This window comes from Vagococcus salmoninarum (assembly GCF_003987495.1).
Lineage (GTDB): Bacteria > Bacillota > Bacilli > Lactobacillales > Vagococcaceae > Vagococcus_D > Vagococcus_D salmoninarum.
Genome location: NZ_NGJU01000020.1, coordinates 48,696 through 74,805, shown reverse-complemented (window position 1 = coordinate 74,805; position 26,110 = coordinate 48,696). Strand labels below are relative to the sequence as shown.

Genomic DNA, 26,110 nt, shown 5'->3' with positions numbered 1-26,110 from the left:
TGTACGGAGCGGACTAGTACTAATCGGTCGAGGACTTAACCAAGATTTACACGTAGGATTCACGATTATGTTTTGATTAACTTCAACATCCAGTTTTGAGTGAGCAAACTTATAGATTGTTTACTTATCTGCCTTTACTAATACAAGGTTGCTTGTAAAAGTTTAGGAATTGAATAGCAGTACATCACATAAGTGTGGTGGCGATAGCAAGAAGGATACACCTGTTCCCATGTCGAACACAGTAGTTAAGCTTCTTAGCGCCGATGGTAGTTGGGGGTTTCCCCCTGTGAGAGTAGGACGTTGCCACGCTTATATTTTGTGTTATGGAGGTTTAGCTCAGCTGGGAGAGCATCTGCCTTACAAGCAGAGGGTCAGCGGTTCGATCCCGTTAACCTCCATTTGATTCGTTAGCTCAGTTGGTAGAGCATCTGACTTTTAATCAGAGGGTCACTGGTTCGAACCCAGTACGAGTCATTAGTAAATTTGTAGCGAAGGTAGTAATAACTACGAAACTACACCTTTTAAATTAGCCGGCTTAGCTCAGTTGGTAGAGCATCTGATTTGTAATCAGAGGGTCGAGGGTTCAACTCCTTTAGCCGGCATCTAGAGAGTTTAGGCTCTTTTTTTTGATTGTTAGCTCATAGTGAGATGCGAAAGTAGTTCAGTGGTAGAACACCACCTTGCCAAGGTGGGGGTCGCGAGTTCGAACCTCGTCTTTCGCTTTTGTTTTATGTAAAGCAATAAGAAGTCCAGTTATATTCAGCCGGGGTGGCGGAACTGGCAGACGCACAGGACTTAAAATCCTGCGGTAAGTAATTATCGTGCCGGTTCGATTCCGGCCCTCGGCATAGTCACAAGTAGCACCCATAGCTCAATTGGATAGAGTACCTGACTACGAATCAGGCGGTTAGAGGTTCGACTCCTCTTGGGTGCATTACCGCAAGGTATTGCGGGAAGTAGCTCAGCTTGGTAGAGCACTTGGTTTGGGACCAAGGGGTCGCAGGTTCGAATCCTGTCTTCCCGATCATAAATAGCTCAAATAATAAAAAAAGTAGACCATTTCGGTCTATTTTTTTTGGATATTTATTAGAAAAAGGGTGCCATGACATTAGTCATCGGCCCCCTTTTTTGACGAACGTTATTTGATAGACGGGTTCCAAAAGTCAAATAGCTTCGCTCTCAACAACTGCTAAACGCTGCCGTTATTCTTAATGCTTTAGCATTTAGAAATAAGGGACAACGAAGTAAAGCGCTAAGCGTTGAAGGCACGATAATTTCAATAAATCCGACTACACTCTGTTTCGCTCTCATTAATCTCTAAGTGCTGCCGTTATTCTTAATGCTTTAGCATTTAGAAATAAGGGACAACGAAGTAAAGCACTAAGACTTGAAGGACGAAGTTTAACGTAGTACTTGTATTTAAACGACTTTTGTCACACCTCCTACTTTACTATTATAAGTAACTTGCTGTAATTGAGGCTGCTTTTGGCATGTCTTTCACATAGCCGGCATACATAATTTCGCCACCATTTTTACCTGCTTCTGGGCCAATGTCGATTAACCAGTCAGCTTGCTTCATGACTTCTACATTGTGCTCAATCACAATGACAGAACTGCCATTATCAACTAATTTTTGCAGTAAAATTAGTAACTCGTTGACATTTGCCATATGTAAGCCTGTCGTCGGTTCATCTAAAATATAAAGATTGCCAGATTTATGTAGTTCACTGGCTAGTTTAATTCGTTGGCATTCGCCACCAGATAAAGTATCCATCATCTGACCAAGTGACAAGTAACCGAGGCCGACTTCTGCTAAGGTCCCTAAAGTCTTTTTGATTTTATTGTTTTCAAAAAAAGTTAAGGCATCATTAACTGTCATCTTTAAGACTTCAACAATGTTGTAGCCGCCTAATTGATACTGTAAGACTTCTTCTTTAAACTGAGAGCCATTACAGATGGCGCAAGTTGTGCGGACGCCCTCCATAAAGGCTAAATCGGTAACGACATAACCTTTGCCTTTACAGTTTTCACAGCCCCCAGTTGAATTAAAACTAAAGAGGGCTTTGTCAACTTGGTGTTTTTTAGCGTAAATATCACGAATCGTCGTTAAGATTTTTGTATAAGTCGCTAAGTTGGAACGGTTGGAGCGATGTAAGGCACTTTGATCAATAATGATCGCCTCAGGATGTTCTTTAACAAATTCGCCGAAGATTAAAGAACTTTTTCCTGAACCAGCTACGCCAGTAATGACTGTGAAGGCTTCTTTAGGGATTTTAGTTGAAATGTTTTTAAGGTTATTCAGTTTTGCCTCAGTGATTTGATAAAAGTCACTAGAGATTCGAGGTGTTTGGATAGTCGGTAAGTCACGATTAAGAAAACGAGCAGTCAAATTATCACTGTTTTTTAATTCTGCCAAACTACCAGTAAACATAATCTCGCCACCTTGACTACCGGCTAAAGGACCAACATCTACAACCACATCAGCTACAGCAATAACATCAGGATCGTGTTCCACGACTAAAATAGTATTGCCTTTGTCCCGGAGTTTTTGCAACATTTTATTTAAGTTGTCAACGTCCCGAGGGTGTAAGCCGGTACTTGGTTCATCAAAAATATAAATAATATTATTTAAACTGCTATTTAAATACTGGACGACTTTAATTCGTTGGGACTCGCCACCAGAAAGAGTAGTCGTTTCCCGTGCTAAAGTTAAATAGTCTAGTTTCATATCAACTAAGTTTTGTAGCCGTGTTGTCATCTCAGCGATAATTGGTTGGGACTCTGGATGGTTAATTTCTTGAATGAAGGTCAATAAATCACTAAGTTCCATATTAACCGCTTGATCAATCGTTGTGCCGTGAATGCTGCTACTTAAAGATTTTTGATTTAAACGTTTGCCATGGCAAGTTTCACATTGATCCATCGTCGTGTAAGCAGCGACTTTTGTTTGAGTGCTCTCAGAATGTTGACTAAGATCTCGGTCAATGTAAAGTCGGCGAAAACGATAAATGATCCCTTCAAAATCAGTTTTAAAGGTCCCATCTTTATGTGGAACGACGACTTTTTCACCATGACCGTATAATAGTTTCTCTAATAAAGCATCAGGGTATTGATTTAAAGGTAAGTCTTTATCAAAAAAGCCAGTTTCAGCGAAGGTGTTGTAATGCCAAGTGCCTTTTGCAAAAGGTGAGAAAAGGACGGCATCATCGTTTAATGATTTTCTTAGATCGACTATTTTAGCGAAGTCTGGGGCGATAACTTTACCAATTCCTTGACAAGTCAAACACATGCCTTCAGGGTCATTAAATGAATAAACATGAGAATAACCGACAAAAGGGGTTGCCGCTCGGGAATATAATAAACGTAAAAAACTATAAATATCTGTTCGTGTACCTAAAGTTGAACGGGCATTGCCACCTAAGCGCTTTTGATCCACGATAAAAGCGGGTGAGAGGTTTTGAATACTGTCAACAACTGGTTTGCCATACTTAGGTAAAAACCCTTGAACGAAAGTGCTGTAAGTTTGATTCATTTGGCGACCAGCTTCGTTAGCAATCGTATCAAAGACAATTGAAGACTTGCCAGAACCAGAGACACCAGTAAAAATCGTAATTTTGTTTTTAGGAATTTCTAAACTGACATCTTTTAAGTTATTTTGTTTCATTCCTTTAAGAATAATTGCTTCTGTGACGTTTTTCATAAATAAAAGCCTCCTTTAAAAAGTTTCCCAAAGACACAAAAAACCTACCAAATTAGGAATACCTACTTTGATAGCTGTCAATCACTTAGGGGATAGAAAGTTGATTATACCTAAAGAATTTTTTAATGTAAAGGCGAACAAGGAAATATTTTCAGAGGTCGTTAAAAATCCTTGGATATTTGAAATCATGATAAGTACATATAAAAAGCCAACTCCCTAAAAATACGGAAGTTGGCAGCTCTTGCAAATTAAATATATTCTTCAGTCAAAGCCATAAATTCGGCAATGTCTTTTTTAACGATGTCGATCCCGGCTTGCCAGAAGTCTGGTTGAGTCAAGTCCACATTTAAGTGTTTCTTAGCTAAGTCTTCAGTCGTCATTGAGGCTGTGTCTCTTAATAACGCAATGTAATCATCTTCAAAATTACCTTCAGTTTGTTGAGCGAAAGCGTAAATTCCCATACTGAATAAGTAACCGAAAGTATAAGGGAAGTTGTAGAAAGGCACACTATCGATGTAGAAATGTAATTTACTTGCCCAGAAGTGAGGGTGGTAAGAGGCTAAAGAGTCCATATAAGATTCTTTTTGCGCAGCTAACATTAAACTAGTAATTTCTTCATCTGATAAGACGTTTTCTTTACGGGCTTCGTAGTAATTATTTTCAAAGATAAAGCGTGAATGAATATTCATAAACATTGCTGTGGCATTTTGTAGTTTAGTGTCTAGTAAGTTGATTTTTTCTTCTTTCGTTTCAGCACTCTTAAGCGTGGCGTCAGCTACGATTAACTCAGCGAAAGTACTAGCTGTTTCAGCAACGTTCATCGCATAACTTTGACTCATGATAGGCATATCCCACATGACTTCAGAGTGGAAGGCGTGACCTAATTCATGGGCTAACGTAGCAACTTCATTAATTGATTCACCGTAAGTCATGAAAATACGTGATTCTTGAGTTTCTCCTAAACTAGTACAGTAACCCCCAGGACGTTTACCAGGGCGATCTTCTGCTTCAATCCAACTGTTAACAAAGGCTTTTTCAGCGAATTGTGCCATTTTAGGGCTGAATTTTTCAAAGTTTTCAATAATAAAGGCAGCAGCTTCATCGAAACTATAACGTTTCTCTGTTAAGTCACCTAAAATTATCGGTGCATCTTGGTCTTGCCATTCCATTTTATCTTTACCGAAAACTTTGGCTTTCCGTTCTAAGAAATCAACAAAGGTTTGTTTGTTAGCGGTGATTGTTTCCCACATCGCGTCTAAAGTGGCTTTGTCCATCCGGTTGTAGTTTAATGGTTTTTCTAAATGGTTCTCAACCCCATGTAGTTTAAAGTTAGTTAAACGGAAACCGTCTAAGTGATTCAAAGTATCTGCGAATAATGGGGCTTTATCTGACCAAGTTTGTTCCCAAATCTCAAAAAGTTCTTTGCGGACTTGGGGATCAGGGTCACCCATCATTTTATTAAAGGCTTGACCGGCTGATAATTTTTCCCCAGCGTAGTCAATTTCAATCGAGGCAACAATCGTATCGTAGTGAGAGCTCCAAGCATTAAAGCCATCAACCGATAAGTGATTAATAATGTTTTCTTCCGCTTCGCTTAATAAGTTTTGACCGTCACGGCGGATTTCCTCTAAGTTGAACAAGACACCAGCTTGGCTAGCTGTGGCAGTTTGACTTAATAATTGCCAATCCGTTTCAGTAATGGCTGTTAATTTTTTGACAAATACTAATTCAGCGTTGCTATAAGCTGTTCCGTGACTATGTAAAGTCCCAAATAAGGTGTTGGATTTTTTATCGTTAACGTTAGCGGATTGAACGGCATTAATAAAGCTACCTGTTTCAGAAAAGCCTTTTTCAATTATTTCTTGAGTCGATAGTAAGTCTGAAAAAGTTTTAAATTCTGGGCTATCAGTTTGGGGGTCCCACCCTTTGACTGTCGTTGTATATGAGTCGATTTGTGTTTTTAGTAAATCTAGGCGAGCTTGTAACTCTAGTGAATTACTGCCACCAGGAAAAATAGAGTCTAAATCCCAATTAATTGCATATGTCATTCTTAGTTAGCTCCTCTTCATTTTTTTGTCCTTGGTCCGTGGAACAAGTTAACTTCCATTATAGTATAAATAGGGGAAAGATAGGGGGATATTGCTTAAAAACATTGCTAATTTTTCGTTTTTTAGGTAATCTAAAAGGATAAATCAGTTAAAGGAGCCGAAATAATGGCAAAAAATAAACACATAAAAAACGGTAATCTATATCTCGGAATTGCCATCGGGATGATGGCTATTCTATTTGTAGCTTCTTCCCAAACTTATGAACAACAATCCCAAGTATCCTTATTAGAAAAGCTCTTAAAAAATCAGCCCTTCAAAGAATTTTTCGGGACAATTAGTTTTAATTATGGAGGCAGCCCAGTTAGTCTCGCAAGCAGTGGCTATTATCAGTTTGTGGAATTTTTTATTCGCAAAGGGGCTCATTTTATTAGCTATTTCATTATTGGGGGGAGTTTATTTTTAGGTTTACAGCCACGGCTGAAACAGCTCAGTTTAACAGCGTTGATTAGTTGGTTAGCAGCAACTGGTTACGCCGGCTTAGATGAAAGTCATCAACTGTTAACAGGTGGGCGTTCAGCTTTATTTCAAGATGTCATGCTCGATAGTCTTGGGGCTTTAACGGCAATCTTGCTATGTGTCATTGTTTTAATGTTTAAAAAAATTCGCAAATAATCCTCTTTGCTGTTATCTTGCTTCTTTGTTAGAATAGAAGAGAAGACAAACAGTAAGTTGTTTGTAAAAATCTGAAAGTGGGTGTAGAGAATGGCAGGACATTCAAAGTGGAAAAATATTCAAGGTCGTAAAAATGCACAAGATTCTAAACGTAGTAAGATTTTCCAAAAAGTTTCCCGGGAAATTTATATGGCAGCAAAAAGTGGTGGGCCTGATCCAGATACTAACCCCTCATTAAGAATGATCTTAGATAAAGCGAAAGCAGCTAATATGCCAAACGATAATATCCAACGAGCCATTAAAAAAGCGACGTCTGCTGGTGAAGGTGAAAACTACGATGAAGTTATTTATGAAGGCTATGGTCCAGAAGGGGTTGCCATCTTAGTTTATACCTTGACAGATAATCGAAACCGGACAGCAACTAATGTTCGGGTGGCTTTTAACAAAAATGGCGGTTCTTTAGGTGAAACAGGTTCAGTTAACTACATGTTTGACCGGAAAGGCTATTTAGCGATCGAAAGAGCGGACTTAGCGGTAGATGAAGATACAATGATGATGAGTGTCCTAGAAGCTGGTGGTGAGGATTTAGAGACGAGTGATGAGGTCTTTGAAATTTACACGAATCCTAGTGATTTCCCAGAAGTTAGAGACGCTTTAGCGGCAGAAGGTTACAAGATTGCTCAAGCTGAATTAACGATGGTTCCTCAAACGTTAATCGAATTAACTGAGGAACAAGAAGCAGCCGTTCAGCAATTAATTGATGCTTTAGAAGACGATGACGATGTTTCTGAAGTCTTTACATCAGCTGATATGTAAACTAATAATTACTATTTTAAAAAGTCCTCTCAAAGGCGTTGACTACGGTCACACCTTTTGGGGGATTTTTTTATTTTCTAAATTAAAAAGGAAATAAACTGCATACCTTATTTATAAGGCAGGTGTTAGCAATGAAAGAATTGGCACGACAATTATTATTAAGTGGCTTTCGTAACCAAGCCAGTGATTTGTATTTTTTTCCGAATAAAGCAACGTATCAAGTGTCTTATCGCTTCCATCAGCAACATTATTCTTATGGCAAACTAAGTCGTAAAGTCGGGGAACAGTTGATTCAGTATTTTAAGTATTTGGCAGAGATGGACGTCGCCGAAAAACGTCGGGTTCAAGTGGGGGCAGCGACGATTACGATTAAACGGAAAAAATATCGGATCCGTTTATCAACAGTCAGTGATTTTAATAATCAAGAAAGCTTAGTCATTCGTTTTCTTCATGAGCTAAGAACGAGTCAAGAATTAGTCACCTTTAGCCCGCAGCTCTTCTATGAGTTACAGCAGAAAATTCAGCAGTCAGGCTTGTTTTTATTTGCTGGACCAACTGGATCAGGCAAAACAACGACGATGTATCAGTTAGCGAATACTCGAAAAAATCATGAAAAGCAAGTGATTACGATTGAAGACCCAGTGGAAATTCAAGGAGCAGATTTTTTACAACTCCAAGTTAATCCTAAAATCGGCGCAACGTATGAACAATTAATTAAAGCTTGCCTTCGTCATCGGCCAGATATTTTAATTATTGGGGAAATTCGCGATGAAGAGACTGCTAAAAGTGTGATTCGTGGGGCTTTGACAGGGCATACAATTTTTTCGACCATTCATGGGTTAGATAAATACAGTGTGATTGCCCGTTTGTTAGAGTTAGGGGTTAGTCGTGAGGACTTACGGCAATGTTTAAGAGGGGTTGTTTACCAAAAAATAATACCAGTCGCTTGTCCCTATTGTGTGGCAGACTGTTCTTTATATTGCCATCGCCGCAAAAGTGGGGTGTTACTAGATAGTTGGTTTGACCAAGAAGGGATTTGGGAAGCTTATGGCAAGGAAGACACATGGCACAAGGGACTTTGGAAAATCTGGCAACTGGGTTTTATTAACGAAAAAACCTATCAAGAACATTCGCCTAAATAAGGGGAATTTGACTAGAAAACAACAGTTAATCTTGATTGAACTACTAGCAGAGCTAATGAACAACGGTTTTACTTTCCAAGAAAGTCTAGTCTTTATAAAAAAGCTTCATCCTAAAATGATGTCAAAAATTAACCAGCAAGAGATGAGTTTAAAAAAAGGTCAGCTCTTACACCAATTTTTTCAAGGACTGGGGTTTCCGAAAATCCTCGTTGCCCAACTGAAATTAGCTGAAAATCATGGTGATTTTAATGGCACTTTAAAATCTTTAGAAGGACAAATGGCAATGCAAGCAAGTCAACGGCAACAAGGGGTTAAAGTCTTAAGTTATCCCTTGTGTCTCTTACTTTTTTTAGTCATCATTTTGTTACTGATGAAGTGCGTCTTACTCCCTCAGCTTAGTTACCTTCATCAAGGGGCAAGTCAAGGAAATTTAGGCTTGTGGGTCATTGAGTCTGGCCCTTGGGTGTTAGGGGGACTCCTTTTACTGGCTTTAGGCGGGTATGGTGTGATTCACTTGATTTTTCGTCACTTGCCAGCAATTTTTAAATATCAATTTTTAGCAAAGCTACCTGTTTTCGGCAAGTTTATCCAGTTGTTCCTTACGGCATTTTTCGCTCAAGAATGGGGGAAACTTTTAAATCAAGGCTTAGAACTCAAACAAGTCATTGCTTTGATGAAAGGCACAGGTAGCACCCAGCTGATGGAAGAGATTGCCATTAGTCTTGAAAGCCATTTAAAATCTGGGCGGCGTCTTCACCGGCAAATTAAAGAGTGGGGCTTCTTTAGCAAAGAGTTAGCAGTCATTATTCAGCAAGGGGAGGCGAAAGGAAAATTAGGGGCTGAGTTAGAAATTTATAGTCAGTTAGTCACGCGCCGCTTTAACAACCGCTTATTAGTTTTTTTTAATATTGTGCAACCAATTATTTTTATGTTAGTCGCCTTACTAATTATTAGTGTCTACAGCGGTTTGCTCCTACCGATTTACCAAGAAATGGATGGGTTTTAAATGAATGCTATAAAAGTTATTAAGAAGCAGTATGCAGCTTTCACCTTAGTAGAAATGTTAATCGTGTTATTTGTGATTAGTGTCTTAGTTTTGTTGTTTGTCCCCTCTTTAACTAATCAAAGAAGTCGCATCACTGAAAGTGGCAATCAAGCCTTTATTCAAGTTGTTCAAACCCAAGTCGAACTGTATCAAATGAATGAAGATCAACCAGTAACTTATAGTAATTTAGTAGCTAACAATTATTTAAGTCAAGAACAAGCTGATCGGGCAGTTGAATTAAACTTAGATTTAAATGACTTGCCCTAAAGCCTTTGCAGGGGTGACTTTAGTTGAGAGTTTAATCGTCTTAAGTCTTAGCACCAGCCTCTTATTATTAACAGTCAGTCAGGTCACAAGTTGGCGTCGGCAAGTCGCTTACGATTATTTTGTGGCAGAGTTTGAACGAAGTCTAGTTTATACTCAACAAGCAGCGATCTTAAGTCAGCGGGGGAGTCGGGTTCTTAGTCAGACTCAAAGTAACATCATTGAGTTCAGTTACTATGATTATCAACAAGAACAACAGCGCGAAACACTGGAATTACCGATTGACTTACAAGTTGTCAGAGAGACTGTCGTAACCTTTCGACCGGGAACAGGCAACGTCAATCGGATCAATCGGTTTGAATTTTACAATCAACATAAAGAGGAGCGCTTAATTTTTCAATACTACCTTGGGAGTGGTCGGTTTGTTAGAAGAGAAGAAAAATGAAGGTTATATTTTATTAGAAAGTAGTCTGGCTTTTTTTATCACGACTGGTTTAATTTTATTGATGCTACCTCTGTTACTCTTTTTTAGAGAAAAACAAGAGCAAGGACGGCAAGAGTTAGAAGTCTATCGTTTTTTTAGTGAGTTAGCGGAAAACCCAGTAGCAGCGGATAAAACAAGTGGCGGTCAGTTGTTAGTGGGAGAAGTCGTTCAAGTAGATGACAACATTCAAAGCCTTAAAATTGAAACTGGGGTAACAACTTATGAGGTTGAGGTAGTATCGGAGGTCCGTGATGAAGAAGACTAAAGAGAAGTATCAAGGCTTTACAGTCTTCGAGTGTCTTGTGGCCTTGTTAGTTATTAGTCTAGTTACTCTATTGATCAATGATTTAATTCGAGTGGAAAAGCAGTTAAGAGAGAGCAACCAGTTAAGCTCGGCTCTCAAGTGGCATTTATTTTTAATTCAACTAGAAAATAGTAGCCAAGAGTGGCAGTATGTTAGTTCAACTCAGCAGTCAATTACTTTCAAAGATAGGCTAGACAATCATTCAGATAATTATTTGATTATTGAAGGTGGCCAAAAACAGCTTAAAAAGCGGAAACGAGGTGGCTATGAGCCTTTATTGTTCGAAGTAGCAGATTGGTCAGTTAGAGAAAGTCAGAAGGGGCTTAGCCTTAAAGTTGAGATGAGTGACGGAGGTCATTATGAAAGTCTTTTTTACCAATGGCAACAAGTGTCAGAAGAATGAAGGGAGTATCTTACCAACTGTTTTAGGTGTTTTTTTCATTTTTAGTTTAAGTTTAACTGTTAGTCTTAGAATTTATCGGCGGGAGCTTTTTCTGCAACAGCAAATTAAAGAGTTTTATCAAAGAAAAACCTTGTGGCAGCTAACTTACTATGAAATAGCTCCTTTCCTAGAAGAATTTAGTAGTGAAGAGCCATACCAAGGAGCGAGTCACTTTAATTGGGGCAGTGTTTTTTATGAAGTGGCTGAGGAGGAAATCAGCTACCGAATTCAATTAGAAAATCGCCCAATGACGGAAGAGGTTAGATTGCCATTAAAAAAATAGCCAAAAAAAACCATTTCTCCCAAAAGAGAAATGGTTTTGAAAATGCTGTAAGAACGGATCTTATAGTTTTTTGTTGTAGAACTCAACGATGTAAGCTTCATCAACTTCTTGTGATAATTCTTCACGTTCAGGTAAGCGGCTTAAGCCACCTTCCATTTTTTCTTCATCAAAAGTAATGTATCCAGGACGTCCAAGAGCTGACTCAAGAGCACCTTTAACGATTACTAATTCTTTAGATTTTTCACGAACTGAAATCACTTGACCAACTTCAACGTGGTATGAAGGGATATCAACACGTTTACCGTCTACTAAGATATGACCGTGGTTTACTAATTGGCGAGATTGACGACGAGTAGTCGCTAAGCCTAATTGGTAAACAACGTTATCTAAACGTTGTTCTAATAAGATCATGAAGTTAACACCGTGTTTACCTTCTTTGATTTTACCAGCTTTAATAAATGTGTTTACGAATTGACGTTCGTTGATGCCGAACATGTGACGTAATTTTTGTTTTTCTGTCATTTGTAAGCCGTACTCAGATTTCTTTCCACGGCTGTTTGGTCCGTGTTGACCTGGTGCGTATGGACGACGAGCTAATTCTTTACCAGTTCCTGATAATGAAATACCTAATCGACGTGAAATTTTCCAACTTGGTCCTGTATAACGTGACATAATGTAATTCCTCCAATAATGTTTTTTTTGGAGTAAAATAATTAATAGAAAACTTAGTATCCGTTCAGTTTATCCTTCAATCTTCACCTTGCAGCCGCAGTTACGCAATTGAACCACATTTGGGCGACAAACTGTTGACGAGCTACCGATCTTCTCGCTGCTTATTTTACACAATGATTAGTATACCTTATTTTGCGCCGGTAAGTCAATAGAATCAGCAATAAAAGCCTAGGGAAATCTTAAGAAAAGCCTTGTTTTCATAAATATTGAAAACAAAATGAAAATATGATTTAGATTTCTTTAAATTTCCTATATAATAGGCAGTGAAGTTTGGAGGCAAAGAAAATGAAATTATTTAAGCAGTTTTTATACATTATTAGTTTTACATTTTTAGGAGAAATTATCTCAAAAGGGGCTCATCTGCCAATCCCTGGCAGTGTCATTGGCATGTTACTTTTATTCGGCGCCCTATGTTTAAAGGTGATTAAAGTGGAAGCAGTCGAAACGGTTGGAACTTTCTTATTAGAAAATTTAAGTATTTTCTTTTTACCAGCAGGAGTCGGGATCATGGTTTTCTTTCCAGTCATTAGAGAGACATGGTGGAGCTTACTATTAATTACGATTGTCGGGACGGGTTTAACGATGGCATTAGTCGGCCGTGTCGTCCAAGGCGTTAAACGGAAATTTGAAGGAGACTATGTTGATTTAAAGACGAAGGAGGGGAAAGCTGATGTTACAAGAATTGACGAGTAATCCTTTATTTGGTTTGATTTTATCAATTGGGGTCTTTCTCAGCGCCCGCCGTTTAGCGTTGAAATTGAAATCCCCACTGTTGAATCCCTTAATCGTCTCCATTTTAATAGTAATCCTGATATTAAAGGTGAGCGGTGTTAATTATGATGATTATTACCGTGGTGGCAGTATTTTAAACATGTTAATTGCCCCAGCTACGGTGGCATTAGCAATCCCCTTATATAAATCAGTTCATTTATTAAAACATCACTATCGTTCAATTTTAACAGGGATTATTGTCGGGACAGTGTTTAGTACCTTTTTGACAGCAAGCTTAGCAGTTTTGTTCGCTTATAATAAAAAACTGACAGCCTCAATTATGCCAAAGTCTGTAACAACGGCGATTGCCATTGAAATTGCTGATAAAATGGGGGGAATTGTCACGGTTACGATTATTGTTGTGATTATTACTGGAATTATCGGGGCAGTACTAGCACCGACGATTCTCAAAGTAGCTAGAATTGACGAACCTGTGGCGAAAGGCATTGCCATTGGCACGTCTGCCCATGCCATAGGGACTGCTAAAGCGATGGAAATTGGCGAAGTTGAAGGAGCGATGTCAGGTTTAGCAATTGGCGTTACTGGAATCGTGACTGTCTTCGTCGCGCCCTTAGTGTTACAATTGTTTTCTAGTTTCTTTTAAAGAAAGGTAGGTTAATCCGATGATTATTAATAATTTACCAGTCAATCCAGCCAATCAAGAACAGATGGCCCGTTATATGAAGAATCACTTTCCTTTTCTGGGCTTACAAGCTCCAGAGCGCAAAGCTCTTTCAAAAGCTGCCATTCAAGACAGTCGTCAACTGACTACTAGTGAAGTTTTAGGGACGATTGCCGAGTACTATCAGTTACCGGAACGAGAATATCAGTATATTGGAATTGATACAGCCATTGCTAACGTGAAACGGTTTAGCTTAACAGAAGTGTTGAGTTTAGCTGATTATGTTTCTAAAAAAGCTTGGTGGGACAGTGTGGATGCTTGGCGTAAATTTTTTTGGTTACGTGTGAAGAACTATCCAGAAGAGTTATTACCGATTTTCGAGCACTTTTATCACAGTCAGGATTTTTGGCAAAGACGGGTCGGGATTAACCTCCAACTATTAGCTAAGGAACAAACTAGCTTAGTGTTGTTACAGAAAGCTATTTTAAAAGATCGGGAAACAGATGAATTTTTTATTCAAAAAGCCATCGGATGGTCTTTAAGACAGTACAGTAAAACGGATCCACATTGGGTCAAAGCCTTTATTAAAAATAACGAGCTCAGTAAACTAGCAACAACAGAAGGCAGTAAATACTTATAATCAGTTTAAGAAAGTAGGCGGCAAGGATAGTGACTAGAAAATTAATTGCATTTGATATCGATGGGACTTTGTTAAACTCAGATCAAGAAGGGCTAGCAAGTAGTTTAGAAGTAATCAGCAAGTTACAACGAGCAGGCCATTTTGTGACAATTGCGACTGGTCGCAGTCTACCGACAACTAAAGGCGTCATTAAAGACTTTAATTTTGAAAACTATGTTTTATGTAATGGGGCCTATGCGTTTGTTGATCATAAGCAAGTTCATAGTAATCCCTTAGATAAAGTTGAATTGAAAAAATTAGTTGAGTTAGCGAGTGAAAAAAAGATTGATCTATTGTACCAAACTATGGACGAGGTCAAACAACAAGGGCCTTTTATTCATCCTTATAATCGTGAGATGCAAGAGAAATTTAATCCAGAAAAGCCGTCATATGATTTTGATATTGATAAAGAAGAGGCAATTTATCAGGCAATTCTTTTTTGTGGTCGAGCAGAAGAAGGGGAATTAGCGACCAACTTTGAAAAAATTCGCTTTACTCGTTGGGGTGATGAGGCCATGGATGCAGTACCGATTAATGGTTCTAAAGCGGTCACCTTAGATAAAATCGCTAAAATTCATGGTTTTACAAGTCAAGACATGATTGTGTTTGGTGATGGTGAAAATGACATTGAAATGTTGAAATTAGCCGGACTAGGAATCGCCATGGGCAATGCCACAGACTATGTTAAAGGCTTTGCTAATTATGTAACAAAAAGCAATGATGAAGATGGCATTTGGCATGCAGCTAAAGCTCATGGCTTAATTTAAATACAAAAGACCAACTCCTGCTATTAAAAAGGAGTTGGTCTTTTGCTATCATTATTTAGTTAAGTTTAGTTGAAGCGCTGTTGATGTATCCGCGCCAAACGTCCTTTGAGTCATAAAGAGAGTAATAAGTTGAGCCATTGGTGTGTTTGTATAGGCCTTTGGCGATAAATTTTTTATTGTAAAGGCCATTTGAATTCGGCTTACGTTTCCAATTGAAATTAGACCATAAGGCATAATTTTTATTAGTAATTGTGACTGACTTGTTGAAACTCTGATAAGGACCTTGAGGAGCAGCTGGTTTTGTGGCATTTTTGTTTAATAAACCGAACCATTTCCCTTTAGCGTCATATAAGGAGTAATAAACAGGGCCTTTAAAAGTATGGTTAGCACCTTTAACAAGATAAGTTTTATTATTCATGTTAGTAGTGGTTCCCTGTTGAGTGCCGGAAAAATCAGCCCAGGTTTTGTAGTTAGGGCTTTTCACAGTCACATATTGACTATGAGCACTGAGCAGTCCGTTAGCAGTCGTCAGCTTAGTAGCGCCGTTATGAATGTAACCTAGCCAGACGTTCTTTGAGTCATAAAGAGAGTAATAAGTAGAACCATTATAATGGCGATATTCACCTTTTGCTAAAAGTGTTTTGTTATAAATCCCTTTTGAGGAGCCCTTCTGTTTCCAATTGAAGTTTGACCAGAGAGGGTTATTGTCACGAGTAATACTGACATATCGATTTAAAGGAATATAGGACCCGTGGGCATCAGTAATCGTAGTTGACTGACTATTAATATAGCCCATCCAATTATCTTTTGAATCATAAATAGAGTAATAGACATTGCCGTTAATGTGATCGTACTTACCTTTGGCTAAATAGGTTTTTTTATGAATCGTTGAAGATTTATAACGTTCTTTCCAATTGAAATTAGAATAGACACTATCATTAGCGTTACTAATATTAACGTATTTATTAAAAGGAATATAAGGACCTTGTGGCGTTAAAGTAACTTTTTTTGAAAAACGTCCATTGTAATCAATGTTAACGTCAAGGACCCGTTTTTCTCCAGGGAATAACATTTGAGAAGACCATTGCCAAGCACTAGCTGTTTGATGCAATAAATTATCTTTAGAAGGCTGATACAAATATTGGGCAATCCAAGTTGAAGCAGCACCACCTAATTGAGGGATGTCCAAGGGACCATTTCCTGAACTGAACCAAGACAAAGATGAATAGTGGATGACTTGATTGAATTTATGAGTCTTGATCAAGGCGTTAGCAAAAGCGACAGAGTCAGCAGTTTTGACTTTGTCCAAGATTTTAGGCTCTTCAATATCATTAACCATGACTGTATCTGGCCCTAAATTTAACTCTTTGGCGTAAGCAGCAAAATATTTAGCTTCGGCTTCGGCACTTTTTTTAGTCGTGAACCAACTGTAATGATAAGCACTTACTTTTAAACCAGCGGCTTTAGCATTATCAATTTGATTTTTAGCGTAAGGATTACGGTAAGAAGTACTTTCAGTTAATTTTACGACGACACCAGAAACCCCATATTTTTTCAAGTTGTTGTACTCGGCGACAGAGATGTTCCCTTGGTGCGAAGAGACATCGATAAAATCCGTCCGTGGTAATTTTGATTGGTCCCAGGCAAGTCGAGTGTCAGCTCGAGAAAAAGAGCGCATGCCAGTTTTCAGAGATGAACCTAGGCTACTTTGATTGTCTTCCGTAATGATTGGAGATAAATAAGTGTCTTCCTCATCTTCTTCTGAATCTAGCGAGTGACTTTCTGCTTGTTCAGTAGACTCGGAGCTAGGTAATTCTTCATAAGACTCAGCAGCATTCTCCTCAGATTGAGAGGCGGTTTCTGATACATCACTTTCAGATGGCAAGATTAATTCAGGTAGTGACTCTGCCAGTATGGATGAGTCGCTGAACTCCCTAGAGATTTCCGTAGCTTCAGTTGATTGAGGTTGCTCCTCTGCTAAGGCGAGTAATGGTGTCAAAGCTAATGACAAAATCGACGTTAGCATAAGAGAAGTGAGTAACTTTTTGTAAAACATATAAATGATTCCTCCTAGTGGATGTATATTGAAAAGATCGTTTTGCGAACAGTTGGTAATTATAAGGTTGCTACTTTAGAAAAAACAGACTCAAACTAAAAGGGTCAACAAGAGGCTGAAGCTTTTAATTTGAGCGTGATTGCTTAATCTATTATTTTGACATCTGGTGAAACGGCGAAAGGTTTTTCTTCATCAATGTGATCATAAAACATGACGCCGTTAATATGATCGATTTCATGTTGAACAACAATCGCTTCGTAATTTTTAAATTTCTTTGTGTGCGTTTGTCCGGCTAAGTCAGTGTAGCTAACAGTAATTCTTAAATGACGAACGACATAGCCTTCAACATCACGGTCAACTGAGAGACAGCCTTCACCATCAAGGAGACAGGCATCTTGAACAGAATGAGCGATGATTTTCGGGTTGACCATTACAGCACTAAATGAAGGTTCTTCCGAATCGGGATCTGAGCTTGGTACATGAACAGCGACAAGTCTTTTAGAAATGTCTAATTGAGGGGCAGCAACGCCGACGCCACCACGTAATTCGTATTTTTCAGCCATTTCAGGGTCTTGGCTATTTTTTAAAAAAGTTAACATGTCTTCACCTAAAGTGATTTCTTCAGGGGTTAAGGGGAATGTGACTTCCGCCGCAACTTTTCTTAAAGTCGGGTGACCTTCACGGATGATATCTTTCATTGTGATCATTAATTTGACTCTCCTTTATAAATAATTGCGAACTAGTTAATCGACTAAGTTCCATTGGTGGCTGTGGTTAGTTTATATATGAAATAACAAACCTCTACAATGATTTATTGTATCATAAAGTCTTTCTAAAAAGGAGACGACTTATTAAGAAAAAGTAAAAAAATAGAGGTGTTAAAAAAATGTCGCTAAGTTGACAGAAAACGGGAATAAGCTTAGGAAATAACTTGCTTTTACTGTGATATTCAGGTAAAGTAGTACTGTACGATTATAGATTGTACCGCCTTCTACTTGGTTAGTTGAATCACCAACGGCCTACTCAGTTTAAGGATGAATATATAGAAAGAGGTGGAAAGACATGGCAATGTCAAAAGAAAAGAAAAACGAAATCATTAGCGAATATGCTCGTCACGAAGGAGATACTGGTTCACCAGAAGTACAAATTGCTGTATTAACTGCTGAAATCAATCACTTAAACGACCATTCTCACATCCACAAAAAAGATCACCATTCTTACCGTGGACTAATGAAAAAAGTTGGACACCGTCGTAACTTATTAGCATACTTACGTAACAACGATGTCGCTCGTTACCGCGAACTAATCCAAAAATTAGGTTTACGTCGTTAATCAGATCTGACATATTAAGGAAAGTGAGATTCTTTGCAGAATCTCGCTTTCTTTTAGTATTATAAACTAAATTTAGCTTTCGAAAACGTGTTAAGTGACACTACTATGCAAATGAGAGCAGAACCAACTCCACATTGTTGGATGTTGACATTTGTTTAGTAGCACACTCACGCTTTTCGAAAAGAAAAGGAGCATAAAAGATGAGTTCAGAAAAAAAAGTTTTTTCAATGGATTGGGGCGGACGTCCTTTATCAGTAGAAGTGGGGCAATTAGCAAAACAGGCTAACGGTTCGGTTTTAGTCCGTTACGGAGATACAGTTGTCTTAACCGCTGCAGTTGGATCAAAAGCACCGAAAGATGTGGATTTTTTCCCATTAACAGTGAACTATGACGAAAAAATGTATTCAGTTGGTAAAATCCCAGGTGGTTTCATCAAACGTGAAGCTCGTCCAAGTGAACGTGCCACATTAACGGCTCGTTTAATCGACCGTCCAATTCGCCCGATGTTCGCAGAAGGTTTCCGTAATGACGTACAAATCACCAACGTCGTCATGAGTGTTGAGCAAGATTGTACTCCTGAAATGTCTGCAATGTTAGGTTCTTCACTAGCTTTATGTATTTCAGATATTCCTTTCAACGGCCCAATTGCTGGTGTTAACGTTGGTCGTGTCAACGGCGAATACATTTTAAACCCAACAATTGAACAAGCTGAATTATCGGACATCGAATTAACAGTTGCCGGTACGAAAGATGCCATTAACATGGTTGAAAGTGGCGCTAAAGAAGTCTCAGAAGAAGACATGTTAGGTGCCTTATTATTCGGACATGCTGCTGTTAAAGAATTAGTTGCTTTCCAAGAAAAAATTGCTGCTGAAGTTGGCAAAGAAAAAATGGAAATCATTTTACTACAAGTTTCTGAAGATTTAGAAACAGAAATCAACGATGCTTACAAAGCTAAAATGGTCACAGCAATTCAAACAGAAGAAAAATTAGAACGTGAAGAAAATATTGATGCTTTAAAAGCTGAAATTACTGAACTTTATACAGAGAAATTAGCTGAAGATAAAGACGTTGCTAAAAAATTAAAAGAAGTTCGTCAAATTTTAGAAGACATGGAGAAGAATGAAGTTCGTCGTTTAATTACGATTGATAAAGTTCGCCCAGATGGTCGTAAAGTTGATGAGATTCGTCCTTTAGACGGTGAAGTTGGTATTTTACCAAGAGTTCATGGTTCTGGTTTATTCACTCGTGGCCAAACTCAAGCTCTCTCAGTAGTAACGCTTGCGCCTTTAGGTGAGCACCAAATTATTGACGGTTTAGGCGTGGAAGACAGCAAACGTTTCATCCACCACTATAACTTCCCACAATTCTCAGTTGGATCAACTGGCCCAAGTCGTGGACCAGGTCGTCGTGAAATCGGTCACGGTGCCTTAGGTGAGCGTGCAATGGCTCAAGTCATTCCATCAGAAGAAGAATTCCCATACATGATCAGAATTGTTTCAGAAGTCTTAGAATCAAATGGTTCTTCTTCTCAAGCAAGTATCTGTGGGGGGATCTTAGCCTTAATGGACGCAGGTGTACCAATTAAAGCGCCAGTAGCAGGAATTGCTATGGGACTTGTCATGGATGGCGATGATTACACAATCTTAACAGATATCCAAGGTCTTGAAGATCACTTAGGGGACATGGACTTTAAAGTAGCCGGTACAAAAGATGGTATCACTGCTTTACAAATGGATATTAAAATTGAAGGAATCACTGAACAAATCTTAACGGAAGCTTTAGCCCAAGCTAAAAAAGCCCGGATGGAAATTTTAGATGTGATTACTGAAACAATTTCAGCTCCTCGTGAAGAGTTAAGCCAATACGCACCGAAGATTGAAATGATTCAAATTAAACCAGCTAAAATCAAAGATGTTATCGGTAAAGGTGGCGACACAATTAACGGTATTATCGAAGAAACTGGCGTTAAAATTGATATCGATCAAGATGGTAACGTAAGTATCGCTTCAGCTGATGCTGAAATGATCAAGAAAGCCATCAGCATTATTGAAGAGTTAACAAGAGAAGTGACTGTTGGCGAAATCTTCAATGCTAAGATCGTCCGTGTTGAAAAATTCGGAGTCTTCGTTAACTTAATTAAAGGTAAAGACGCTTTAGTTCATATCTCACAATTAGCCGTTGAACGAGTAAAAGAAGTTGAAGATGTCGTAAAACTTGGCGATGAAATCTTAGTTAAAGTCACTGAAATTGACAAAATGGGTCGTGTAAATGCGTCTCGTAAAGTCATGTTAACAGATGACAAAAAAGATGAAACAAAATAATTATTAATTTCAAAAGGGACAGTCTATTGTAGATTGTCCTTTTTTTCTATTATTAAAAACCATCGTCTAGGTAAGAGTAGCTATTATCGCAAGGTTAGTAGAAAAGGAGAAACTCGACAAATAATTACTAGTCCAGTTGACCTGTTAAAACAAAGGGATGAGGTTCTCCTTATTTCTAGAGAATTAATTTAGCTAAATAAAGGAGCGCGCCAAAGAAACCGATAGTTGCCTCATTGCAACTATTGGTTTCTTTAAAATGATGTAGTAGTATGCCAAAATGAAATTATTAAAGTGAATGGGGGATTTCTATAATAAGGGAAGGATGTCGTTTACGGGAGCCTAGATATTTCAGATTCCTGTAGATGAACAGTAATATTTGGCGTTAATCATGTACGAAATCATTTTGTTTACATTTATAGAGAGGCATATGTCAGATTTTAAAGTTAGGAGGTTATTATTATCAGAAAAGCGGTTTTTATTTTAACGATAATGGAATCCCTTATTGTCTTGTCGGCTCCTTGGATCACTAACCTACTTTTTTACAATTCTAGGGAATTAGGTGGTTATTTACTAATCCAATACGGATTTGTTTGTGGTAGTATAATTTTTAGCACAGTGCTATTTTTTGAAGGCTGGAAAAAATATCTCATGAGTGAGTAAGAAAAGTGAAATTTAAGGACAAGAAGTAAGTTAAGAATAATGGATAAATCAGTCTGAGGCTATTAATAAAGAGGCATAGGTAACTTATTTTGAGCTAGAAGGGAAGTTGTTGAAATAAAATTCTTCGATAAAATAATATTGGAATTAAACAGATAGCTAGTAAAGGCTGGGAGATTAATAGTAAAGCTTGGGCTAGTAACAGTAATTCCAGTATTAAGGAGGAATGAGTAGTAACAGGAGTGGTCACAGGTGCTGTTAGACCTAATAGCTCGTCAGTCGTTATAGAGTAAAGTTGACTAATTAATTTTAAATTATCAAGGTCAGGGTAACTCTGTCCGGTTTCCCATTTTGAAATTGCTTGACGTGTGATTCCGATGTGATTGGCGACTTGGCTTTGTGATAAATGATGATGCTGGCGTAATTGCTTCAATTTATTGGATAATGCCATAAATTCCAGCCCCCTTAGCTCAAAAAGTGATAACGTTGTTTACATTCATTCTAAAAGCTGAGCTTCATGAAAGCAACAACAATAAATAATATAATAAAAAAACAGTTAGTGCTGAAAGTTCAGCACTGACTGTTTTACTTACTTATTGATCAGAGGAATGGACGACCCGGTTAATATGAATAACTAAGTAAATCATCTCAGCTTCCCGGACTTCCAGATTGCGATTGTTTTCAAGGTAAGCTTTAATCCGTAGGCCACACTTAAAGGCTTGAGGGTACTTACTTTGGACTAACTCATAAAGGAATTCATCTTCTTCTAGGTAACTTTGATCCGTTAAAATCCGTTGGACAAAATACTGGAGGTGAGTCACCATCCGAGTATAGTTAAGACTAGTTTCGTCAAAAATCATTCCGAAGAAAGTGCTGATAATACTTAAAATATCACGAACTATTTCCGTGCTTTTCATCGTGATTGCCAGACCTTCATGAGTTTCGGTACTGTTAGCTAAATGCAGAGCGATAAAAGCAGCTTCGCTTTCAGGAAAAGCTAGGTCAAAGCGTTCTTCGATCATCGTTAAACTTTGTTGAGCGACTTTAAACTCCTTTGGATAGAAGCGTTTAATTTCAAAAAGCAGGGGGTTAGGAATAAAAATCCCTTCCCGAGCCCGTTCAATCGAATAGTGAAGATGGTCGGTTAACGTTAAGTAAATCGAATCAGAAAAGGTTCGTTCAAGAGCAGCTTCGGCTAATAAAATGACTTCTTTCGTTAGATCAACTTCAGCTAAGTCGATGTGTTTCATTAAATGTTGAAGTTTTGATAATTCATCTGAATTATCAATGACAAAGGTTTTTTCAATTAAATCAGGATCAAGGAGGTCGCCTTTTTGTTTTTGAAAAGCTAGGCCACGACCCATCACGATGACTTCATGCTGCTCAGAGTTATGAGAGAGGACAATATTATTATTATAAACCTTTTCAATTATCATAAGACGGCCCCCTCTCTTAGAATCAAGTCATGTTGTTTACTAACTTTAGATGACTGTCTAATTATCATACTATAATCGACCCTTTTTGGGAACTAAGTTAAGTCAGCGCCATTAGTGGCGATGACTTTTTGATACCAAGTAAAAGATTTTTTCTTATATCGGTTACCAGAGCCGGCGATGTTGTCATCTAAATCCACATAAATGAACCCGTAACGTTTCGACATTTCCCCAGTTGAGGCGCTAACTAAATCGATACAGCCCCAAGGGGTGTAACCCATCAGTTCAACGCCGTCACCGATAGCTTTATCCATTTCAGCAATATGGCTCCGTAAATAATCAATTCGGTAATCATCAGCCACATAATTATTTTCATCAAGGACGTCGTTGGCGCCTAACCCATTTTCAACGATGAATAATGGAACTTGATAACGGCCGTATAAGTCGTTTAAAGCAATGCGTAAACCGGCTGGGTCAATTTGCCAGCCCCATTCACTAGCTTCCAAGAAGGGATTCTTAACGCCACTTAAGAGGTTTCCCGTCAACTTCGCAGCTTCAGGGTCAGTCACATTGACCACGCTAGACATGTAATAACTAAAACCGATATAGTCAACGGGGTGAGCTTTTAGTAACTCGAGATCCCCATCTTCCATAAGAACAGAGTCAAAGCCGTGCTTTTGATAAATCCGTTGGGTGTAACCAGGGTATTCCCCTCGGACTTGAACATCCGTACAGAAGTAGTTCATTTCTTGATTAAGTTCTAAGTTAGCTTGTTGGTTGACAGGGTTCGTGTCCCAAGCGTAAGAAGTTCCGTAAATAATCATACAACCCATTTGAATTTTTGGGTTAACTTTCTTAGCCAATTGAACGGCTAAACTACTAGCGACGAATTGGTGATGGAAAGCTTGGAAAATCACTTGCATGTTAGTTGCCCCAGTTGCTGGCACGATGCCTTGGCTCAAGGCAGGGAAGTGCAAGGCGCTATTAATTTCGTTAAAGGTCATCCAATAAGTGACTTTGTGACCTAAGCGGTTTAAAACAGCAGCAGCAAACTTTTCGTATAAGCCAACTAGTTGGCGGTTTTGCCAACCACCAAATTCTTTAGCTAAATGCAAAGGCATTTCATAGTGGGAAATTGTAATGACAGGTTCAATTTCGTATTTTAAACATTCGTCAACGATTTTTTCGTAAAAATCCAAACCAGCTTGATTTGGTTCTGCTTCAGTTCCTAAAGGAAAAATCCGCGTCCAGGCAATTGAAAAACGGTAAGACTTAAAACCCATTTCTGCAAAGAGAGCAATGTCTTCTTCAAAGCGATGATAGTGATCAATGCCTTTGTGGTTCGGGTAAGTATGAGCGGACTCATCAATTTCCCAATTAAACTCAGGGCTACCTAAAATGGCGAAACGTTGTTTGCCACCAGGCATCGCATCAGCCACAGAAAGGCCTTTACCTTTAACATCAAATGCTCCTTCAAGTTGATTAGCCGCAGTTGCGCCACCCCAGAGAAAATCTGGGGAAAAATTTGTTATCTTAGTCATTTATGAAAACTCCTTTTAATTTTATTATTTGACAATCGTTAAGAATTCTTCACCAGTAAAAATATCTGTTTGATTTAGATCTAAAACATCTAAGTAGTCGTTAGAATTAGTAACAATAATCGGGGTAATCACTGGTTTACCAGCAGCTTTAATGCCAGCAATATCGAATGTAACGAGTAAATCACCAGCTTTAACAACATCGTTTTGGTTGACCATTTTTTCAAAACAAGCCCCATTTAGTTCAACAGTATCCATGCCGATATGCATTAATAGTTCAACACCAGAGTCCGTAGTGAGACCAACTGCATGGCCAGTTGGAAAGATTGTCGTGATTGTGCCGTTAGCCGGGGCCCGTAATTCACCTAAAGTTGGTTCAATGGCAATCCCTTTTCCTAAAGCTCCAGTTGCAAAGACTTCATCAGGAACATCAGCTAATTTTACAAGACTACCAGTTAGTGGGCTAACAAGTAATTCTGCTTGTTTTGAGGCAGTTGCTTTTTCAGTAGGTGTTGGAGTTGCTTCTGGTAGCTCTTCAGTGAAACCTAAGACGTAAGTTAAGACAAAAGCAATGACAATGGCTGCGACAGCGCCGATAATTCCGACAACAACGTTTGATTCAACCCCGTCAACAATACTGATGAAGCTTGGAATAGTTAAGAGACTTGGTAAACCGCCACCGAACATCTTAACACCACCAGCAGCAATGATTGCCCCACCGATTCCGCCACCAATACAAGCGGCAATAAATGGTTTTTTCAGTGGTAAAGTGACACCGTAAACAGTTGGCTCAGTAATTCCGAAGAGGGCTGTTAAGGCACCAGAACCTGCTAAAGCTTTACGTTTATCATCTTTTGATTTTAATAGGACAGCAAAGGCTGCTCCTGCTTGAGCTAAGACAGCTGCGACTAACATTGGGCTCATTGTGTCGTAACCTAAAGTTGTCGTATTTAGCATGATGATTGGAACGAAGCCCCAATGCATGCCGAACATCACGAAAACTTGCCACATACTACCCATAATTAAACCGGCAACAATTGGGCTAAAGTTAAAGATTGAGTTATAAAGACTACCTAAACCATTACCGATAATTGTGCCGATTGGTCCAAGGACGACAAATGTTAAAGGCACAACAACTAAGACGGTAATTAAAGGGACTAAGATAATGCTTAAAAAGTCTGGTGAGATTTTTTTCGCGAATTTTTCAACTTGAGCTTGAACAGCTACAGCTAAAATAATCGGAATCACTGTTGATAAGTAACCTCCCGCACCCATGATGACTGGAATCCCAAAGAATGTTAAGCCGCCAGCAGCAGCGAGTGCAGTAATACTAGGGTGTAACAAGGCCGCAGCCACCGCTACAGAAATAAAAGGATTTGCTTTGAATTTCTTAGCAGCAGTAAAGGCTAAAGCAAAAGGTAAGAATTGTAAGAAACCATCAGCAGCAGCGAATAAAATAGTATAAGTTCCGGATTCAGGTGAAATCCACCCTAAAACTGTTCCTAAGGCTAAAAATCCTTTTAAGACCCCGACCCCAGCCATGGCACCTAAGAAAGGTGTGAAAATACTTGAAATAATATCAATTAAGCGGTTGAATAGATTACCGTCACTGCTACTGTCAGAGCTAGCAGAAGATTCGCCTAAACCTGAAATATCCATTAGTTCGGCATAAACATCATTGACATGGCTACCAATCACTACTTGGTATTGACCACCACTTTGGACGACTTGGATGACACCGTCGTGTTTTTTGATGGCCTCAGTTTGTGCGATACTTTCATCTTTTAATTTGAAGCGGAGACGGGTGGCACAATGGACCACGCTATTCACGTTGGCTTTGCCACCAACTAAGTCTAAGACGTCTTGAGCGAGTGCTTTGTTTTTACTCATAATAATTCTTCCTCCTTATTTTTCCAACAAAAAAAACCTAAACTGAGAGAAAGTCTCCATAGAATAATCGCCGACTTAAAAAAGTCCGTAGTTACTCTATCGATAAATT

Annotated in this window: 24 protein-coding genes, 7 tRNA genes and 1 rRNA gene; 23 read left to right on the top strand and 9 right to left on the bottom strand. The window is 38.7% G+C overall.

Features of this window, described 5'->3' with window-relative positions; genetic code table 11:
* Positions 1-193: 193 nt before the first annotated feature.
* The 8 genes from rrf to CBF35_RS12290 all read left to right on the top strand — a co-directional run bounded on the left by rrf (position 194) and on the right by CBF35_RS12290 (position 1,024).
* Positions 194-309: ribosomal RNA gene (gene rrf / locus CBF35_RS12325) — 5S ribosomal RNA — on the top strand.
* A 16-nt stretch (positions 310-325) separates the two neighbouring features.
* Positions 326-398 (top strand) — tRNA-Val (locus CBF35_RS12320).
* Between the two features lie 3 nt (positions 399-401).
* Positions 402-474 (top strand) — tRNA-Lys (locus CBF35_RS12315).
* A gap of 55 nt (positions 475-529) precedes the next feature.
* Positions 530-602 (top strand) — tRNA-Thr (locus CBF35_RS12310).
* A gap of 48 nt (positions 603-650) precedes the next feature.
* Positions 651-722 (top strand) — tRNA-Gly (locus tag CBF35_RS12305).
* Positions 723-762: 40 nt separating this feature from the next.
* Positions 763-848, top strand: a tRNA-Leu gene (locus CBF35_RS12300).
* A 12-nt stretch (positions 849-860) separates the two neighbouring features.
* Positions 861-934, top strand: a tRNA-Arg gene (locus CBF35_RS12295).
* A 16-nt stretch (positions 935-950) separates the two neighbouring features.
* Positions 951-1,024 (top strand) — tRNA-Pro (locus CBF35_RS12290).
* Positions 1,025-1,453: 429 nt separating this feature from the next.
* Here CBF35_RS12290 and CBF35_RS12285 read toward each other — a convergent pair.
* Positions 1,454-3,700 (bottom strand): ATP-binding cassette domain-containing protein, encoded by a 2,247-nt coding sequence (locus CBF35_RS12285; RefSeq protein WP_126781623.1) that lies wholly within the window; start codon positions 3,698-3,700, stop codon positions 1,454-1,456.
* A 248-nt stretch (positions 3,701-3,948) separates the two neighbouring features.
* Positions 3,949-5,748: a M3 family oligoendopeptidase gene (locus CBF35_RS12280; RefSeq protein WP_126781621.1), complete on the bottom strand. Its 1,800-nt coding sequence runs from the start codon at positions 5,746-5,748 to the stop codon at positions 3,949-3,951.
* A 162-nt stretch (positions 5,749-5,910) separates the two neighbouring features.
* Between CBF35_RS12280 and CBF35_RS12275 the strand changes: the two genes are divergently transcribed.
* From CBF35_RS12275 to comGG, 9 genes are all read left to right on the top strand, one after another.
* Positions 5,911-6,420, top strand: coding sequence for a VanZ family protein (locus tag CBF35_RS12275; protein ID WP_211345318.1), 510 nt, complete (start codon positions 5,911-5,913; stop codon positions 6,418-6,420).
* 90 nt (positions 6,421-6,510) lie between these two features.
* Positions 6,511-7,236, top strand: coding sequence for a YebC/PmpR family DNA-binding transcriptional regulator (locus tag CBF35_RS12270; protein ID WP_126781617.1), 726 nt, complete (start codon positions 6,511-6,513; stop codon positions 7,234-7,236).
* Positions 7,237-7,367: 131 nt separating this feature from the next.
* On the top strand, positions 7,368-8,378 hold the full coding sequence (gene comGA / locus CBF35_RS12265; protein ID WP_126781615.1) for a competence type IV pilus ATPase ComGA: 1,011 nt from the start codon (positions 7,368-7,370) through the stop codon (positions 8,376-8,378).
* Entirely contained in the window at positions 8,284-9,384 is a 1,101-nt protein-coding gene (gene comGB, locus CBF35_RS12260) for a competence type IV pilus assembly protein ComGB (protein WP_126781613.1), read from the top strand. The genes comGA and comGB overlap by 95 nt, the downstream gene beginning before the upstream one ends.
* Entirely contained in the window at positions 9,385-9,690 is a 306-nt protein-coding gene (gene comGC, locus CBF35_RS12255; RefSeq protein ID WP_126781611.1) for a competence type IV pilus major pilin ComGC, read from the top strand.
* Positions 9,677-10,132: a competence type IV pilus minor pilin ComGD gene (comGD, locus tag CBF35_RS12250; RefSeq protein WP_126781609.1), complete on the top strand. Its 456-nt coding sequence runs from the start codon at positions 9,677-9,679 to the stop codon at positions 10,130-10,132. Before comGC ends, comGD begins: the two co-directional genes overlap by 14 nt.
* A complete protein-coding gene (locus tag CBF35_RS12245; RefSeq protein ID WP_126781607.1) occupies positions 10,110-10,436 on the top strand; it encodes a hypothetical protein in 327 nt (108 codons plus the stop codon). The genes comGD and CBF35_RS12245 overlap by 23 nt, the downstream gene beginning before the upstream one ends.
* On the top strand, positions 10,423-10,878 hold the full coding sequence (gene comGF, locus CBF35_RS12240) for a competence type IV pilus minor pilin ComGF (protein ID WP_126781605.1): 456 nt from the start codon (positions 10,423-10,425) through the stop codon (positions 10,876-10,878). The genes CBF35_RS12245 and comGF overlap by 14 nt, the downstream gene beginning before the upstream one ends.
* Positions 10,835-11,200 carry a competence type IV pilus minor pilin ComGG gene (gene comGG, locus CBF35_RS12235; RefSeq protein WP_126781603.1) on the top strand — a complete coding sequence of 122 codons (366 nt, stop codon included), beginning with the start codon at positions 10,835-10,837 and terminating at the stop codon, positions 11,198-11,200. The genes comGF and comGG overlap by 44 nt, the downstream gene beginning before the upstream one ends.
* Positions 11,201-11,260: 60 nt before the next feature.
* Here comGG and rpsD read toward each other — a convergent pair whose 3' ends face one another.
* Positions 11,261-11,872, bottom strand: coding sequence for a 30S ribosomal protein S4 (gene rpsD / locus CBF35_RS12230; RefSeq protein WP_126781601.1), 612 nt, complete (start codon positions 11,870-11,872; stop codon positions 11,261-11,263).
* A 345-nt stretch (positions 11,873-12,217) separates the two neighbouring features.
* On the opposite strand from rpsD, the gene CBF35_RS12225 reads away from it, so the two are divergent.
* From CBF35_RS12225 to CBF35_RS12210, 4 genes are read left to right on the top strand one after another with little or no spacing between them, the layout of a single operon-like run.
* Complete coding sequence (locus CBF35_RS12225) at positions 12,218-12,625, top strand: CidA/LrgA family protein (RefSeq protein ID WP_126781599.1); 408 nt, start codon at positions 12,218-12,220, stop codon at positions 12,623-12,625.
* A complete protein-coding gene (locus tag CBF35_RS12220) occupies positions 12,603-13,307 on the top strand; it encodes an LrgB family protein (RefSeq protein WP_126781597.1) in 705 nt (234 codons plus the stop codon). Before CBF35_RS12225 ends, CBF35_RS12220 begins: the two co-directional genes overlap by 23 nt.
* A 19-nt stretch (positions 13,308-13,326) precedes the next feature.
* Entirely contained in the window at positions 13,327-13,965 is a 639-nt protein-coding gene (locus CBF35_RS12215; RefSeq protein ID WP_126781594.1) for a DNA alkylation repair protein, read from the top strand.
* Between the two features lie 29 nt (positions 13,966-13,994).
* The gene (locus tag CBF35_RS12210) at positions 13,995-14,771 is read left to right on the top strand and encodes an HAD family hydrolase (protein ID WP_170174797.1); all 777 of its coding nucleotides are present in this window, start codon (positions 13,995-13,997) and stop codon (positions 14,769-14,771) included.
* 55 nt (positions 14,772-14,826) lie between these two features.
* On the opposite strand, the gene CBF35_RS12205 is transcribed toward CBF35_RS12210, so the two are convergent.
* Together CBF35_RS12205 and def are read right to left on the bottom strand one after the other, a co-directional pair.
* Positions 14,827-16,827 (bottom strand): GH25 family lysozyme, encoded by a 2,001-nt coding sequence (locus CBF35_RS12205; RefSeq protein ID WP_228026019.1) that lies wholly within the window; start codon positions 16,825-16,827, stop codon positions 14,827-14,829.
* 143 nt (positions 16,828-16,970) lie between these two features.
* Complete coding sequence (gene def / locus CBF35_RS12200; protein ID WP_126781590.1) at positions 16,971-17,534, bottom strand: peptide deformylase; 564 nt, start codon at positions 17,532-17,534, stop codon at positions 16,971-16,973.
* Positions 17,535-17,889: 355 nt separating this feature from the next.
* On the opposite strand from def, the gene rpsO reads away from it, so the two are divergent.
* Positions 17,890-18,159 (top strand): 30S ribosomal protein S15, encoded by a 270-nt coding sequence (rpsO, locus tag CBF35_RS12195; protein WP_126781588.1) that lies wholly within the window; start codon positions 17,890-17,892, stop codon positions 18,157-18,159.
* A gap of 200 nt (positions 18,160-18,359) precedes the next feature.
* Positions 18,360-20,483: a polyribonucleotide nucleotidyltransferase gene (gene pnp, locus CBF35_RS12190; RefSeq protein ID WP_126781586.1), complete on the top strand. Its 2,124-nt coding sequence runs from the start codon at positions 18,360-18,362 to the stop codon at positions 20,481-20,483.
* 754 nt (positions 20,484-21,237) lie between these two features.
* On the opposite strand, the gene CBF35_RS12185 is transcribed toward pnp, so the two are convergent.
* From CBF35_RS12185 to CBF35_RS12170, 4 genes are all read right to left on the bottom strand, one after another.
* Positions 21,238-21,591 carry a helix-turn-helix transcriptional regulator gene (locus tag CBF35_RS12185; RefSeq protein ID WP_126781584.1) on the bottom strand — a complete coding sequence of 118 codons (354 nt, stop codon included), beginning with the start codon at positions 21,589-21,591 and terminating at the stop codon, positions 21,238-21,240.
* Between the two features lie 142 nt (positions 21,592-21,733).
* Positions 21,734-22,576: a BglG family transcription antiterminator LicT gene (gene licT, locus CBF35_RS12180; RefSeq protein WP_126781582.1), complete on the bottom strand. Its 843-nt coding sequence runs from the start codon at positions 22,574-22,576 to the stop codon at positions 21,734-21,736.
* A 92-nt stretch (positions 22,577-22,668) separates the two neighbouring features.
* A complete protein-coding gene (locus CBF35_RS12175) occupies positions 22,669-24,114 on the bottom strand; it encodes a glycoside hydrolase family 1 protein (RefSeq protein WP_126781578.1) in 1,446 nt (481 codons plus the stop codon).
* A gap of 24 nt (positions 24,115-24,138) precedes the next feature.
* Entirely contained in the window at positions 24,139-26,001 is a 1,863-nt protein-coding gene (locus tag CBF35_RS12170; RefSeq protein ID WP_126781575.1) for a beta-glucoside-specific PTS transporter subunit IIABC, read from the bottom strand.
* Positions 26,002-26,110 lie beyond the last annotated feature (109 nt).

What these genes read in the sequence shown, in the direction of transcription:
- CBF35_RS12175 (WP_126781578.1), bottom strand. Translation starts at nt 24,114, where the DNA reads ATGACTAAGATAACAAATTTTTCCCCAGATTTTCTCTGGGGTGGCGCA.
- CBF35_RS12220 (WP_126781597.1), top strand. Translation starts at nt 12,603, where the DNA reads ATGTTACAAGAATTGACGAGTAATCCTTTATTTGGTTTGATTTTATCA.
- licT (WP_126781582.1), bottom strand. Translation starts at nt 22,576, where the DNA reads ATGATAATTGAAAAGGTTTATAATAATAATATTGTCCTCTCTCATAAC.
- CBF35_RS12225 (WP_126781599.1), top strand. Translation starts at nt 12,218, where the DNA reads ATGAAATTATTTAAGCAGTTTTTATACATTATTAGTTTTACATTTTTA.
- CBF35_RS12270 (WP_126781617.1), top strand. Translation starts at nt 6,511, where the DNA reads ATGGCAGGACATTCAAAGTGGAAAAATATTCAAGGTCGTAAAAATGCA.
- CBF35_RS12205 (WP_228026019.1), bottom strand. Translation starts at nt 16,827, where the DNA reads ATGTTTTACAAAAAGTTACTCACTTCTCTTATGCTAACGTCGATTTTG.
- def (WP_126781590.1), bottom strand. Translation starts at nt 17,534, where the DNA reads ATGATCACAATGAAAGATATCATCCGTGAAGGTCACCCGACTTTAAGA.
- comGG (WP_126781603.1), top strand. Translation starts at nt 10,835, where the DNA reads ATGAAAGTCTTTTTTACCAATGGCAACAAGTGTCAGAAGAATGAAGGG.
- comGF (WP_126781605.1), top strand. Translation starts at nt 10,423, where the DNA reads ATGAAGAAGACTAAAGAGAAGTATCAAGGCTTTACAGTCTTCGAGTGT.
- pnp (WP_126781586.1), top strand. Translation starts at nt 18,360, where the DNA reads ATGAGTTCAGAAAAAAAAGTTTTTTCAATGGATTGGGGCGGACGTCCT.
- comGB (WP_126781613.1), top strand. Translation starts at nt 8,284, where the DNA reads ATGGCAAGGAAGACACATGGCACAAGGGACTTTGGAAAATCTGGCAAC.
- CBF35_RS12280 (WP_126781621.1), bottom strand. Translation starts at nt 5,748, where the DNA reads ATGACATATGCAATTAATTGGGATTTAGACTCTATTTTTCCTGGTGGC.
- CBF35_RS12185 (WP_126781584.1), bottom strand. Translation starts at nt 21,591, where the DNA reads ATGGCATTATCCAATAAATTGAAGCAATTACGCCAGCATCATCATTTA.
- comGA (WP_126781615.1), top strand. Translation starts at nt 7,368, where the DNA reads ATGAAAGAATTGGCACGACAATTATTATTAAGTGGCTTTCGTAACCAA.
- rpsO (WP_126781588.1), top strand. Translation starts at nt 17,890, where the DNA reads ATGGCAATGTCAAAAGAAAAGAAAAACGAAATCATTAGCGAATATGCT.
- CBF35_RS12285 (WP_126781623.1), bottom strand. Translation starts at nt 3,700, where the DNA reads ATGAAAAACGTCACAGAAGCAATTATTCTTAAAGGAATGAAACAAAAT.
- rpsD (WP_126781601.1), bottom strand. Translation starts at nt 11,872, where the DNA reads ATGTCACGTTATACAGGACCAAGTTGGAAAATTTCACGTCGATTAGGT.
- CBF35_RS12215 (WP_126781594.1), top strand. Translation starts at nt 13,327, where the DNA reads ATGATTATTAATAATTTACCAGTCAATCCAGCCAATCAAGAACAGATG.
- CBF35_RS12170 (WP_126781575.1), bottom strand. Translation starts at nt 26,001, where the DNA reads ATGAGTAAAAACAAAGCACTCGCTCAAGACGTCTTAGACTTAGTTGGT.
- comGD (WP_126781609.1), top strand. Translation starts at nt 9,677, where the DNA reads ATGACTTGCCCTAAAGCCTTTGCAGGGGTGACTTTAGTTGAGAGTTTA.
- comGC (WP_126781611.1), top strand. Translation starts at nt 9,385, where the DNA reads ATGAATGCTATAAAAGTTATTAAGAAGCAGTATGCAGCTTTCACCTTA.